At 55.2% G+C, this 13,131-nt stretch carries 12 protein-coding genes; 11 read left to right on the top strand and 1 reads right to left on the bottom strand.

Annotated features, from left to right (window positions below):
- Positions 1 to 283 precede the first annotated feature (283 nt).
- The 11 genes from HG66A1_RS12580 (at position 284) to HG66A1_RS12630 (ending at position 11,392) form a co-directional block, all read left to right on the top strand.
- The gene (locus HG66A1_RS12580; RefSeq protein WP_145184136.1) at positions 284 to 1,558 is read left to right on the top strand and encodes a hypothetical protein; all 1,275 of its coding nucleotides are present in this window, start codon (positions 284 to 286) and stop codon (positions 1,556 to 1,558) included.
- Positions 1,559 to 1,614: 56 nt separating this feature from the next.
- Entirely contained in the window at positions 1,615 to 2,895 is a 1,281-nt protein-coding gene (locus HG66A1_RS12585; protein WP_145184139.1) for an ABC transporter permease, read from the top strand.
- A gap of 10 nt (positions 2,896 to 2,905) precedes the next feature.
- The gene (locus tag HG66A1_RS12590) at positions 2,906 to 3,595 is read left to right on the top strand and encodes an ABC transporter ATP-binding protein (protein WP_145184142.1); all 690 of its coding nucleotides are present in this window, start codon (positions 2,906 to 2,908) and stop codon (positions 3,593 to 3,595) included.
- A gap of 37 nt (positions 3,596 to 3,632) precedes the next feature.
- On the top strand, positions 3,633 to 5,282 hold the full coding sequence (gene modA, locus HG66A1_RS12595; protein WP_145184145.1) for a molybdate ABC transporter substrate-binding protein: 1,650 nt from the start codon (positions 3,633 to 3,635) through the stop codon (positions 5,280 to 5,282).
- Positions 5,279 to 6,232 carry an ABC transporter permease gene (locus HG66A1_RS12600; RefSeq protein WP_145184148.1) on the top strand — a complete coding sequence of 318 codons (954 nt, stop codon included), beginning with the start codon at positions 5,279 to 5,281 and terminating at the stop codon, positions 6,230 to 6,232. The genes modA and HG66A1_RS12600 overlap by 4 nt, the downstream gene beginning before the upstream one ends.
- 83 nt (positions 6,233 to 6,315) lie before the next feature.
- The gene (locus HG66A1_RS12605) at positions 6,316 to 7,032 is read left to right on the top strand and encodes an ATP-binding cassette domain-containing protein (RefSeq protein ID WP_145184151.1); all 717 of its coding nucleotides are present in this window, start codon (positions 6,316 to 6,318) and stop codon (positions 7,030 to 7,032) included.
- 1 nt (position 7,033) lies between these two features.
- Positions 7,034 to 7,312 carry a MoaD/ThiS family protein gene (locus HG66A1_RS12610; RefSeq protein ID WP_145040329.1) on the top strand — a complete coding sequence of 93 codons (279 nt, stop codon included), beginning with the start codon at positions 7,034 to 7,036 and terminating at the stop codon, positions 7,310 to 7,312.
- 48 nt (positions 7,313 to 7,360) lie between these two features.
- Complete coding sequence (locus HG66A1_RS12615) at positions 7,361 to 8,113, top strand: HesA/MoeB/ThiF family protein (RefSeq protein WP_232106818.1); 753 nt, start codon at positions 7,361 to 7,363, stop codon at positions 8,111 to 8,113.
- A gap of 42 nt (positions 8,114 to 8,155) precedes the next feature.
- On the top strand, positions 8,156 to 9,586 hold the full coding sequence (locus HG66A1_RS12620; RefSeq protein WP_145184154.1) for a neutral/alkaline non-lysosomal ceramidase N-terminal domain-containing protein: 1,431 nt from the start codon (positions 8,156 to 8,158) through the stop codon (positions 9,584 to 9,586).
- Positions 9,587 to 9,844: 258 nt separating this feature from the next.
- Complete coding sequence (locus HG66A1_RS12625) at positions 9,845 to 10,948, top strand: HD domain-containing protein (RefSeq protein WP_145184157.1); 1,104 nt, start codon at positions 9,845 to 9,847, stop codon at positions 10,946 to 10,948.
- A gap of 72 nt (positions 10,949 to 11,020) precedes the next feature.
- Positions 11,021 to 11,392, top strand: coding sequence for a response regulator (locus tag HG66A1_RS12630; RefSeq protein WP_145184160.1), 372 nt, complete (start codon positions 11,021 to 11,023; stop codon positions 11,390 to 11,392).
- Here the strand turns inward: HG66A1_RS12630 and HG66A1_RS12635 are convergent.
- Positions 11,380 to 12,984 carry an N-acyl-D-amino-acid deacylase family protein gene (locus tag HG66A1_RS12635; protein WP_145184162.1) on the bottom strand — a complete coding sequence of 535 codons (1,605 nt, stop codon included), beginning with the start codon at positions 12,982 to 12,984 and terminating at the stop codon, positions 11,380 to 11,382. The genes HG66A1_RS12630 and HG66A1_RS12635 overlap by 13 nt on opposite strands.
- Between the last annotated feature and the right edge of the window lie 147 nt (positions 12,985 to 13,131).

Below are 13,131 nucleotides of genomic sequence, written 5' to 3' on the forward strand. Positions count from 1 at the left end.
CAGGCAGGTATTCTGAAGTTTAGCAGGATGCCTGCCTTTTTTATTCGCTATGGAGAGAAACGGAGAAAGTCGAGTTCAACTTAATTGCTCCCGTTTTCAGCCGGGAAACCTGTTCTCAGAAAAGTTTCCTAATGAAATCATCTTTTCTTCACATTTACCACACAATTTGTCATCATATTACGTGCTGGATTGAATTTACGTAATCAGTACTTAAGCTGAATACGGTGAATGATTTCCCGATAGCAACCCGCCCGACCTGACCCCCTCCTCGAAAGGTGATTGCATGAGACGGTTATTAATACCAGTGACTCTGCTAAGCGCCCTGTTAACGACAACTGTCATCTGGGCCTGTTCCGTTCCCGTATTTCGGTACGCGCTGGAACGCTGGCCCGCAGATCAATACAGCGCCGTGGTATTTCACCGTGGTCCACTTCAACCGGAACAACAGCGTGTCGTCGACCTGTTTGCCAGGGAGGGGGCTGTCGCCCGGCAGTCCGCGAATGTTGAACTGAAGCTGGTCGACCTGGATGTCGACCCGGCACCACAAGATCTGGAACTCTGGAAACGACAGGATTCCCAGACACTGCCTCTGCTGGTCATGCGGACTCCCCTGCCCGCTCCGGTACCGGTGGGCTTCTGGTCGGGAGAACTGACGGAAGAAAACGTAACGCGACTCATCGATTCCCCCTTGCGTCAAAAGATTGCTAAACAGCTGATTGACGGTCAGACCGCGGTCTGGGTCTTTCTGGAATCTGGTGACGCGGAACAGGACAAGGCCGCACTGGAGCAGCTCAAAGCCGAACTGAAGCGGATGGAGAAGACACTCAAACTCCCCGAAATCGAACAGGCCGATATTGAACAGGGACTGGTCAGCGTCGCGCCGGAAAGCCTCAAGCTTAAATTCAGCGTGGAAACCTTGTCTCGCAAAGAGGCTGCAGAAGACTATTTCACACGCATGCTGATCGCCACCGAAAACGATCTGCATGAGTTCAGCGACGAACCGATGGCACTGCCGGTGTTTGGTCGTGGACGCGTGCTGTATGCTCTGATCGGCAAAGGGATCAATCCCGGGACCATCGAGCAGGCCTGTCGGGATCTGACGGGCCCCTGTACCTGTCAGGTGAAAGACCAGAATCCAGGGACCGACCTGCTGATGGCGGTCAACTGGGAGAAACTGGTAACACCTACTCCCCAGGAAGAAAAAGAGATTCCCGACCTGACCGGGCTGACCAGCTTCTCAAAACAGGGCGCTGATGCAGCACAGGGGCTGTCGATGTCGAAAGAAAAAGAACAGAAATCGGATCAGGCGACACCGAAAACAGAGAGCGTATCAGCAGAGCAGACAGCTCAGGCGGAACCAGCTACGGCCGAAACGAAAGTCCAGACGCAGGAGAGTGATTCCGCTGATGCAGGTACAACCGAACTTCCTGCTGCGGGAACCACAGAAGCGGCTCAAAGCAGCTCACTGCTGCGGAATCTTTCGATCCTGGCTGTGCTGGCAATCGTGATCGTGCTGGCTGCGAGCTACATCGTTATGGGACGTAAATCAGAGAGTTGAAATTTCAGATCTGTATCTGAATCCCTCACTCCATCAGGAAATCAAGAGCGGGCATTATGTCAATTTTTCATCTGATTCTTCAGGAAATGCAGCACCGGAAAATGAATTTTCTGCTGGGGCTGCTGTCGGTGATCGTTGCGGTCGGCTGTCTGATTGCCGCCCTGACTCTGTTGCAGGCGGACGAAATTCAGACCGCACTGATTCTGCAACAGAAGGAAGATGAGGTGAAACAGGCGGGAGCCGAGCTGAAAGATGCGATGCGGAAGATTACCAAGGGGCTCGGGTTTAATATTCTGATCCTCCCTGCCGACCAGGACCTGGAAGAGTTTCACCTGACCGGCGTCGTCTCGGGAACGATGCCCGAGGACAATATGCGGAAGCTGTCTGAATCCAAAATTGTCACCATCAACCACATGCTGCCGATGGTGGCGAAGAAAGTGACCTGGCCCGAAAAGGAACTGGATATCATTCTCACCGGCACCCGCGGTGAAGTGCCCCAGTTGCATCGGGCTCTGAAGAAACCACTACAGCAACCCGTGCCCGCGGGGGCAATGGTGCTGGGCTACCAGGTGCAGAAGAAAACCGGTCTCAAAGTGGGCGACGAAGTCCAACTGATGGGCAAAGGGTTCAAGGTCGCCAAGGTCTTCCCCGAACGGGGGAACTCCGATGACAGTACCGTGTGGATCAATCTCAAAGAAGCGCAGCAATTGCTGGGCATGGAAAATCTGCTGAATGCCATTCTGGCGCTGGAATGTAACTGTGCTACCGAAGATCGAGTCGCAGAAATCCGCAAGGATGTAGCTGAGATTCTGCCCGGCACCCAGATCATCGAACGTGGCCCTCCTGCCCTGGCCCGCGCCGAAGCACGCAACACGGCGGCTGCGACCGCGGTCGCATCACTGGAGCAGGAAAAGGCCAATCGGATTAAACTGATCGAACGGCATGCCAGTTTTGCCGCGATCCTGGTGCCTCTCGTGGTGTTGGGGTGTGGCGCCTGGATTGGTTTCCTTTCACTGGAAAACGTCCGCCGCCGGGCAACCGAGATCGGAATTCTGCGGGCGATTGGCGTGCGTTCTTCCCAGGTCTTCGGAATCTTTATCATCAAAGCACTGCTGATCGGCCTCGTGGGGGCGTTGATCGGCTATTTTCTGGGCTATTGGATCGGCGTTACCTGGGGTGACCTGCCTGCGGCTGCAGATCCGGCGCAGGTCCTCTTTTCGGGACGCTGGTTACTGTTGAGCCTGGTGTTCGCCCCCCTGCTGTCCAGTCTCTCCAGCTGGATCCCTGCCCTGCTGGCGGCCCGACAGGATCCTGCCACCATTCTCCAGGAAGGATGATTACATCACGATGTTACTTGAACTGGAACAACTGTCGAAATCATTCAAGTCCGGTCCGGGCCGTGTCCAGGCAGTGGACGGCGTGAGCCTGACCGTCGATGCGACTGAGTTCGTAGCGATTCAGGGCCCCAGCGGCTGTGGTAAGTCGACACTGTTGCTGATGGCGGGGGGACTGCTCAGCCCCGATTCCGGCCAGGTACTGATCGAAGGGACTAACCCGTATCGTCTTTCGAGTGATCAACGGGCCCGTTTCCGTTCTCAACATCTGGGCTTTGTCTTTCAGCAGTTCCACCTCGTACCCTACCTGAATGTGCTGGATAACGTGTTAACGCCGGCCCTGGCATCGAATCGGAGTCAGGCCCGCGAACGCGCCCGTGCATTGATTGAACAATTCGGCCTGGAACAGCGTCTGCATCATACCCCGGCCCAGTTGAGTACCGGGGAAAAGCAGCGGGTGGCTCTGGCCCGGGCCCTGTTTCATCAGCCGAAAATTCTGCTGGCAGATGAGCCGACAGGCAACCTGGACAGCGAGAACTCCACTATCGTATTGAACGCACTCAGTCAGTTTGCCGCCGATGGTGGTTGCGTACTCATGGTCTCGCACGATGACCAGGCAGTACAGTCGGCGCAACGCGTGTTGGGGATCAGGGATGGTCGCCTCGTGACTCCTCAAGAATCAGAATCGTTAGTCAACTCCTGAGAATCAATTTCGCTCAGTAAGTATACAGGACAAGAGAATGAAACATCCCGCTCCTCAGCCCCGAATTCAGGTCTGCTCTCAATCAGGCCGCAGCGGAAAAGTGTCAGGCCTGGTGATCGCCGGCGGCTCGGTCGTCTTTCTGGTGATCATGCTGGTGTTGCTGGTCTATACGCCGCCTAAAGATACTCCTTCGTCGTCTACAACAAAGACAGACTCATCCAGTTCACAAACAGACGAATCCGAGGGGGGTGACTCCACTGCTGATCCGGAAGAGAATGCCCTGGTGATGTACTGTGCCGCGGGGATCAAACCGCCGGTCGCCGCGATGGCAGCCCAATTTGCCGAAGAAGAATTTGGCATGCCGGTTCACCTGCAGTACGGCGGGTCTGGTACCCTGCTCAGTAATCTGCAGGTGGCGAAAAAAGGAGACCTCTACCTGGCAGCCGATACGAGCTACATCGAGATTGCCCGTGAAAAGGGGCTGGTCGACGAAGCGGTGAGCGTGGCCCGGATGCATCCGGTGATCATGGTGCAGAAAGGGAATCCGAAGGGCATCAAGTCAATCGATGATCTGCTCAAAGAGAATGTCACCGTGGCCCTGGCGAATCCCGATGCCGCCTCGATTGGCAAATTGACCAAAAAAGTTCTGACGCAACACGGTAAATGGGAATCCCTTTCCAAGTCAGCCCGGGTGTTTAAGCCGACGGTATCGGAAATTGCAACCGACGTGATGCTGGGGGCCGTTGATGCCGCGATCGTCTGGGATGCGACCGTGAATCAGCATCCGGAAAAAGCAGACATGGTGGATATTCCCGAGTTCACCGAAGCAATCAAGAATGTAACCGTGGCCGTATTGACCTCTACGGAAAAGCCCCGGGAAGCGTTGATGTTTGCCCGTTATCTGCAGGCACCTGAAAAGGGGCAGAAAGCGTTTGCGGAGCTGGGCTACGAGACGGTTAAAGGCGATAAGTGGGATCCGCATCCGACCATTCTGCTGTTCAGCGGTGGTGTGAACCGGCTGGCGATTCAGGATACGCTCAAAGAGTTCGAAGAGCGCGAAGGGGTGACAATCAATACGGTCTTTAACGGCTGTGGTATTCTGGTGGGGCAGATCAACAGTGGTCAACGTCCCGATGCTTACTTCGCCTGTGATACTTCTTACATGGTGCAGGTGCAGCCCAAGTTCAGCATTCCCCTGACCGTGGCGGAAACCGATATGGTGGTGATCGTTGAGAAAGGAAACCCGAAGCAGATCAAGTCCATCTATGATCTGGCCGGCAAGGATGTGCGGGTGGGCCTGGCGCATCACGAGCAGAGTGCCCTGGGCGCATTGACGAAAAATCTGCTGACCTCCCTGAAAAAGGATGATCAAAATCTGTATGACCTCGTACAGCCCAATGTGAAAACCAATACGCCGACTGCAGATCTGCTGGTCAATCAGTTGCGTACGGGCTCGCTTGATGCTGCGATAGTTTACCGGGCGAATCTGCCTTACGTCAAAGACAAGGTCGACATCATAGAAATCAAAGAGGGGGACCCCCTGGCCGAACAGCCGATTGCGATTCTGAAAACGACCGATTATCCGAATCTGATGCAGCGTCTGGTGGATAAACTGACTTCCAATCCTTCGCGTGGCATTTTCGAATCGATCGGCTTCCGCTGGCGGATTACACCGGAGTCACTATGAGTGCGTCGAATTCTGAAGAATCTCCTCGCACATGGAAGTCGCGTTCTGATCTCCCCTTTTATGCCGTGTTTGTGGCCGTCAGTGCCGTATACATTCTGTTGATCGTGGCGATGCTGGCTGCGGAGACGACGTATACGACTCCCGGTCATATCATGCGGTCGTTTCAGAAGCCGGAAATCCGCTATGCGATCTGGTTGAGCCTGGTTTCCTGTGCGATTACGACCGTGCTTTCGCTCTGGGTCTCGGTACCCATTGGCTACCTGATGTCGCGGCATCAGTTTCCGGGAAAGACGCTGATAGACGCGATTCTGGATATTCCGATCGTGCTCCCTCCCCTGGTCATCGGTCTTTGTCTGTTGATACTGTTTCAGATCCAGTTACCCCAGTTTGAATGGCTGAATGAAATGGTGGCGGCGAAGTCTGGCATCGTGTATGACAAGGTGGCTGCAGCGGCCGTCGCGGACCAGACACAGTCACTGGATGAGTTGATTCGCAAGATCACCAAAGTGCTGTTTGGGCGGGCTATCGGGGTGACTTACGAGATTCCGAGTATCATTCTCGCACAGTTTATGGTGGCGTGTGCCTTTGCCGTACGGACGATGCGGGTCACTTTCGACCAGATCGGTCCCCGCTATGAACAGGTAGCGTTGACCTTGGGATGCAACCGGGGGCAGGCTTTCTGGCGGGTCGTCTTTCCGCAGGCCTATCGGGGACTGCTGGCTGCAGCGACCCTGGCGTGGGCCCGCTCGCTGGGAGAATTTGGCCCGATTCTGATCTTCTCGGGGGCGACCCGGATGAAAACCGAGGTGCTGCCGACAACCGTGTTTCTGGAACTGACCGTGGGAAATATCGAGGGGGCCGTAGCCGCTTCCCTGATTATGGTTGTTTCCGCCCTGATTGTGCTGGTGATTGCCCGCATGTTTGGTCTGACCCGCTCGGCGGCGATATAGATATAAATAGCGGCGGTACTTTGCACCGCGACTGGAAATATGATTTGAGAACAGGTGGCGATGTTCGCCTGATAAGTTGAAATATGATTTCGGTAAAAAACCTTTGTGTACAAGTGGGTGACTTCCGGCTGAACGATGTCAGCTTTGAAATTCCTCAGGGGCATTACGCCGTACTGATGGGGAAAACGGGGAGCGGGAAGACGACCATTCTGGAGACGATCTGCGGTCTGAAAAAAGTGCAGTCGGGCGAAGTCTTCCTGAATGGCAAAGACATGACTCATGCCAAACCGGCTGAGCGTGAGATCGGATATGTGCCCCAGGAAGGCGTGCTGTTCCATACGATGACGGTCAAAGATAATCTGGCATTCGCTTTGGAAATCCGTAAGTGGAAGCAACGCGAGATTGACGAACGCGTCGATGAACTCGCGAACCTGCTGGGTATCACCGGATTATTGAACCGGACCCCACACGGCTTAAGCGGTGGAGAGACACAACGGGTGTCTCTGGGACGTGCGCTGGCGGCCCGGCCTGGGATTCTGTGTCTGGATGAACCCTTGAGTGCGCTGGATGAAGATACGCGTGGAGAGATCTGCGATCTGTTGAACAATGTTCAGCACGTGACCGGTGTGACAGCGCTGCACATCACTCATAATATCTCCGAATCGGAACGTCTGGGAGATGTGAAATTGACGATCAACAATGGTAAGCTGAGTATGCTGCCCGGCGGAAATCCGAAGAAAACCGTCGCCAGTCCGAACACGGAACCTTCTGAAACTCCAGCTGACACGAGAGCTCACTAACATGAAAATTGCGGTCGAATATACAGCCCAGGTCAAAAAAGCGGCTGGTGTCGGAAGAGAAGAATTTGAAGTCCCCGCGGGCACGACGCTGCAGGAACTGGTCAAGACTGTGGCTGAGTCGCGGGCCGATTCACTGAAGCCACTGCTGTTCCCTGCCGGCGAGGCCCTGCATCCTTCCATGCTGTTGTTTGTTTCCAATGAACAGGTGCTGTGGGATGAACCGCTGACGCTGGAACCGCATCACAGCGTTACGATCCTTTCCCCGATCTCCGGAGGATGATATCCTCGTCTTTTTAACTGACCTCACGCAATTCAGCCTGAAGGAGACATGATGTCTGGTTTCGCTCCCCTGACAGATGAAGAACGAGCCGTTTACGAGTGGCAGATCTGGGTGCCCGAGTTCGGCGAAGCCGGGCAGGAGAAGCTGAAGAATGCGTCGGTGCTGGTTTCACGTTGTGGCGGTCTGGGGAGTGTTGTGGCTTATGAACTGGCTGCTGCGGGAGTCGGCAAGCTGGTCCTGGCTCACGCCGGGAATGTGAAACCGAGCGATCTGAACCGGCAGCTGTTGATGACGCATGACTGGCTGGGAAAGCCACGCGTTGAATCCGCAGAGCGGCGTTTGAAGGAACTGAATCCACGGCTGGAGATCGTGGCGATCCAGGAAAATATTTCGGAAGAGAATGCAGTGGCGATTGTGGATCAGGTAGATCTGATCGTCGACTGTGCACCGCTCTTCCCCGAGCGGTATGCCATGAATCGGCAGTCCGTTCTGCAGCAGAAACCACTGATCGAGTGCGCGATGTACGATCTCGAAGCACAAATCACGACCTTTCTACCCGGTGAGACCGGGTGCCTGGCCTGTCTGTATCCCGATGATCCCCCGGCCTGGAAACGGGAGTTTCCCGTGTTTGGTGCGGTTTCGGGAACCGTGGGTTGCATGGCGGCGATGGAGGCCATCAAGGTGCTCGCGGGGTTTGGCGAGACGCTGGCCAATCAACTGCTGATGTTTGATCTGCGCGACATGACATTTCACCGCAACCGGATTCAGCGCCGTTCCGATTGCCCGGTCTGTGGAGCCTGACTCCACTTCCAATACGATTGATAAAAACTGCAGGGAGATCCGATGAAAAATAACATACAGCGTTATCTGGTGGTCCTGGTTCTGGCGGGAATCGTGACGGTCGGGGGGAATAGCCGACTGTCAGCAGCCGAAGCGAAACAGCAGACCGAATGGAAAGCCGTAGCGGCGTCGGTGGTGATTACTCCCGAGAAACCGATGTGGATGGCCGGTTATGCAGCCCGCACGGAACCTTCCAAGGGGAAAGTACACGATCTGTATGCCAAGCTACTGATTCTGGAAGACAGCCGTGGCAAGAAACTGGTGATGATCACGACCGACCTGATTGGTATCACCCCTGCCCTGCGTGATCCGATTGCGGCCCGCCTGGAAGAAGATTTTCAGATTCCCGCTGCGGCACTGTTGATGAATGCCTCGCATACGCACTGCGGACCGGAGCTGAGAGAAAAGAAAGCCAGCCGTCGGGGACTGGGCGGTGACCGTGGTGCCCAGGCGCGGGTTTATACGCAGGAGCTGGTGCGAAAACTGGTGGCCGCGATTGGGGAAGCCCTTCCTCAACTGGAGCCAGCCGTGCTCAAGTATTCGTATGGACGCGCCGGTTTTTCGATGAACCGCCGCTTGCCTACCGAGAACGGAGTGATTAATAGCCCGCATCCTCAAGGTCCCGTCGATCAACGGGTGCCCGTGCTGATGGTCGAACGGCCCGACAGTTCTCTGATGGCGGTACTGTTCGGTTATGCCTGTCATAATACGACACTCAGTTTCTACCAGTTCTGTGGTGACTATGCGGGCTATGCCCAGGAATATCTGCAAGCTGACCACCCGGGGACCGTGGCGATGTTCATGATGGGGTGTGGCGGGGATCAGAACCCTTACCCGCGACGGACGCTCGACCTGGCGAAGCAGCACGGAAGGGCGCTGGCCAATGCGGTTGAGACGGCTATCTCTGTGAAACAACCTCGCCTGATTCACGGTCCGTTGGGAGTGGCGATGGGCGATGTGGAACTGGAGTTTGCGACTCCCCCCACCAAAGCAGAACTGCTCAAGCAGAAAGAGAATGGCAACAAGTATGAGGTAAGTCACGCGACGCGTCTGCTGGACCAACTGGAGGAACGGGGCGGTATTCAGACCGAATATGCTTTTCCGCTGCAGGTGGTTCAGTTTGGAAAAGACCTGACCCTGGTGGCGGTCTGCGGCGAGACCGTGGTCGATTATTCGCATCGCTTCCAGAAAGAGCTGAAGTCGGGCCATGGTGCGGGTGAAACCGATCCGATTGTCTGGGTTGCCGGCTATTCGAACCATGTGTTCGGCTACCTGCCCAGCCTGCGGGTCCTGAAAGAGGGAGGCTATGAAGGCGCCCGGGCGATGATTTACTCTTCTTATCCCGGTCCGTTTAAAGAGTCGGTCGAAGCGCGTGTGGCTGCGAAAGTGCATCAGCTGACCGAACAGGCCCGCCGCGAGGTACTGGGGGATTAATCTCGTTGAGCGAACAACAGAAACCGGGGGCAGCGCAGCAGCGGTCCCCGGTTTCTGCGTTTCAGGGGTGTTCTCTGGTCTGAAATATTTCCTGATGAGAGCTGTGAATTGCCGTTATGGGCAGTTTCTCCTAAATCGAAATTGATTTTTGTCGCAGGATGGCTAGAATCCCTAAGAGCCTGTCTGTCAGGTCATACCGTAAAATCTTCCAATCAGCGTGTCTTCGATTCGACGGTGAGAAAGTTCACCGATTTTTGAATGAATTCCAGCAAAATGCGCCGCCAGATCGTCTTTGAGGCGGCCCGACTGATGTATTCCCGTCAGGAAACTGAGTACTATCGCGCCAAAATGAAAGCAGCCCGCAAGGTCTGCCAGGGCTGGGTCAAACCGGCCGATCTTCCCAGTAACCGCGAAATCCGGGACGAAATTCAGCGTTTCGCCTGTACATTCGAGGGAGAGTCGCGCACCGAAAACCTGCTGGCGATGCGGCTGCAGGCCCTGCGTTATCTGCGACTCTTCAAGGCGTTTCACCCAAAAATTATCGGCAGTACCCTCACGGGTCATATCCGACAGGGATCGGATATTGATATCCATGTCTTTTCACACAGTTGTGAAGCAGTGACGACACAGCTGGATGAAGAGGGAACGCCGTATCATGTCGAGCACAAGACGGTGAAGAAACACGGGGAAGAACGCGTGTTTACACACATTCATGTGCAGGACACTTATCCGGTTGAACTGACGCTGTATCCGACAGAAAAATCGAGTTACGGCTTCAAATGTTCGATTACGGGGAAACGGATCGAACGCGCCACCCTGCCCGAGTTCGAACAGTTGCTGGAGCAGGATTATCCCGGTATCGATCTGGATCAAAGGCTGGCAGAAGTCGAGGAGAGTGTGGACCGCTTCCAGATTTACCGTATGCTGCTTCTGCCGCTGGCCGCGGTGAAGCAGTCAAAGAAATATCACCCCGAGGGGGACGCGTTATACCACAGTCTGCAGGTTTATGATCTGGCCTGTGACGAACTGCCTTACGACGAAGAATTTCAGCTCGCGGCACTGCTGCACGATGTGGGCAAAGCCATCGATTCGAAGAATCATGTCGAGGCAGGCTTGCAGGCGCTGGAAGGATTTATTACAGATCGAACTGCCTGGTTGATCGAACATCACATGGAGGCCCACCTGATCCGGTCGGGGACGATCGGTGCCCGGGCCCGTCGACGGCTGATGGCCAACGAAAATTACGAAGACCTGCTGCTGCTGGAAGAATGCGATCACAGTGGTCGCGAGCCGGGAGTGCAGGTGCCGGACGTGGATGACGCGCTGGAATCCATCCGCGAACTATCCCGCTTGTGCAGTTAAACTGCTGCTCAATCAGAATCGCTTTACCAGAAATCAGATCACAATTGAAATAAAGAGAGAGAGGAACTTTCGATGACGAAACGAGTACTCAGTGTCGGGCAATGTATGCCGGATGCCAGTGCGTTAAGCCGTTTTCTGAATACCCATTTTGAAGTCCAGATCGATGAGTCGGACGTGGAACAGGATACGCTCGAGAAGCTGAAAACCACCGCTTACGACCTGGTAATGATCAATCGCAAACTGGATGCGGACTACAGCGACGGTATCGAACTGATGCAGACCATCAAAAACACGCCCGACGTGAAGCCCTGCACGCTGATGCTGGTTTCGAACTTTCCGGAGTACCAGGAACAGGCAGTTGAAGTGGGTGCCGCGTACGGAATCGGTAAAAACGAATATCGCAGCCCGGAAACCGTGGCCCGCCTGCAGCCTTACCTGGGCTGATAGCGGACGTAGCGTCCGGGGAGTGTTTCGGCGTTAACATCCAGCGGCTGGTTGTTGTGTACGATGGGTACGCCGTTGGTGAGAACATATTCCATACCGGTGGAGTACTGCTGCGGATCTGTGTAGGTCGCGTTATCCTGAATGGTTTCGGGATCGAAGACGACGATGTCCGCGTAGTTGCCCTGCCTGAGGATGCTGCGTTTTTCCATGCCGAACCGCTGGGCGGCACAACCGGAGAGTTTATAAACCGCATCTTCCAGTGAGAAGAGTTTGTGGTCCCTGACACAGGGGCCGAGGATTCGTGCGGCGGAACCGAACTGGCGGGGATGAATGACGCCCCCGTCCATGTAGATGCCGTCGGTGCCCATCATATACAGGTCGTGCTGTAGAACGGGATCGACCAGGCGGTCATCGCCCATGTTGAACACCAGCAGGACGGCCATCTCTTCTTCGATGAGCAGTTTGATCAGGGCTTCCTCTTTCGGAAGCCCTGTTTCTTCCACGTACTGGCTGAGCATTTTGCCCTGGTGCTGCTTGTTTTTTTCGGTCAGGACCCAGGCGATCTGAATGGCCGAGATGTCGAGCAGGTAGTTCTCCAGTCCGTATTTGAACCGCTGTTGCATTTCGGGCTGCTTGAGTTTCTCGACTGCCTTGCGGGGGCCCTCTTCGAAGACTTCGTAGGGAAGCAGGAAGTGCAGCATGGTGGAGCCGGGCTGATAGGGATAGACGTCGAACGAAATATCAACCTCGTGGCGGGCGACTTTGTCAATGTATTCGAGTGCCTCTTCGGCCTGCCCCGGATGCTGTCCCTTCATGTGAGAGATGTGTACTTTGACGCCGGCCCGCTTGCCGATTTCGACGAGTTCCTCGATCGCGGGCATCAGCGATTTCTTGTAGCGGATGTGCGAGACATACAGGCCGTCATATTCGGCCATCGCCTGGCAGGCTTCGACGAGTTCGTCGGTCGGCGAGAAGCACTGGGCGACGTAATCGAGGCCGGTTGAGATTCCCACGGCGCCCGCTTCCATTCCCTTGCGGACTTCGCTGCAGATCAGTTTCATCTGGAAGTCGTCGACTCGCTGGCGTCCGAATCCGCAGTGCATGGAACGCAGATTGGCATACGGGATGTGGGTCATCACATTCTGCACGTTTCTGCCGTCGAGCAGATTCATGTAATCTTCGAGGGATTCCCAGCCCGTGTATTCTTCGGGGTAGAGTCCGTCGAGGGACTGCAGATAGTAGATCCAGTCGGCGGCAGTGCAGCGGTCGACGGGGGCATACGAGATGCCATCGGCCATGATGACTTCTGTTGTGAATCCCTGCGATGTTTTGGAGAGGAAGTTCGGCGTATTCAGGAGCCAGCTGTCGGAGTGATTGTGGACATCCACGAAGCCGGGGGCCACGATTTTTCCTGTCGCGTCGATCTCAAAGGCCCCCTTCGCAGAGGAAAGGTCTCCCAGGGCGACGATCTGGTCCCCCTTGATGCCGACGTCGGCAGTCACGCGCGGGGCGCGGGTTCCGTCGATGACGGTGCCGCCTTTAATCAGAACATCAAATTCAGAGGTCGTGGAAGAAGAATCACTGCTGCTCATGGGGGTTGTCAGTTTCGTGTTGCGGGACGGTGTGGGTGGGTGAACGCTGTGATGTTTTATTTACTTTGACATGTTCCCTCAGGGGAGAAAAGTCTCTGTGGAAAATATTTCAAAAAAATGAGAATGGCTCAAGTGTGCACGGGTTTT

This window comes from Gimesia chilikensis (genome assembly GCF_007744075.1).
In the GTDB taxonomy this organism is placed as follows: domain Bacteria; phylum Planctomycetota; class Planctomycetia; order Planctomycetales; family Planctomycetaceae; genus Gimesia; species Gimesia chilikensis_A.

Excerpts from the sequence above, each read along its gene's own strand:
- HG66A1_RS12580 (WP_145184136.1), top strand. The coding sequence starts at position 284 with ATGAGACGGTTATTAATACCAGTGACTCTGCTAAGCGCCCTGTTAACG.
- HG66A1_RS12585 (WP_145184139.1), top strand. The coding sequence starts at position 1,615 with ATGTCAATTTTTCATCTGATTCTTCAGGAAATGCAGCACCGGAAAATG.
- HG66A1_RS12590 (WP_145184142.1), top strand. The coding sequence starts at position 2,906 with ATGTTACTTGAACTGGAACAACTGTCGAAATCATTCAAGTCCGGTCCG.
- modA (WP_145184145.1), top strand. The coding sequence starts at position 3,633 with ATGAAACATCCCGCTCCTCAGCCCCGAATTCAGGTCTGCTCTCAATCA.
- HG66A1_RS12600 (WP_145184148.1), top strand. The coding sequence starts at position 5,279 with ATGAGTGCGTCGAATTCTGAAGAATCTCCTCGCACATGGAAGTCGCGT.
- HG66A1_RS12605 (WP_145184151.1), top strand. The coding sequence starts at position 6,316 with ATGATTTCGGTAAAAAACCTTTGTGTACAAGTGGGTGACTTCCGGCTG.
- HG66A1_RS12610 (WP_145040329.1), top strand. The coding sequence starts at position 7,034 with ATGAAAATTGCGGTCGAATATACAGCCCAGGTCAAAAAAGCGGCTGGT.
- HG66A1_RS12615 (WP_232106818.1), top strand. The coding sequence starts at position 7,361 with ATGATGTCTGGTTTCGCTCCCCTGACAGATGAAGAACGAGCCGTTTAC.
- HG66A1_RS12620 (WP_145184154.1), top strand. The coding sequence starts at position 8,156 with ATGAAAAATAACATACAGCGTTATCTGGTGGTCCTGGTTCTGGCGGGA.
- HG66A1_RS12625 (WP_145184157.1), top strand. The coding sequence starts at position 9,845 with ATGAATTCCAGCAAAATGCGCCGCCAGATCGTCTTTGAGGCGGCCCGA.
- HG66A1_RS12630 (WP_145184160.1), top strand. The coding sequence starts at position 11,021 with ATGACGAAACGAGTACTCAGTGTCGGGCAATGTATGCCGGATGCCAGT.
- HG66A1_RS12635 (WP_145184162.1), bottom strand. The coding sequence starts at position 12,984 with ATGAGCAGCAGTGATTCTTCTTCCACGACCTCTGAATTTGATGTTCTG.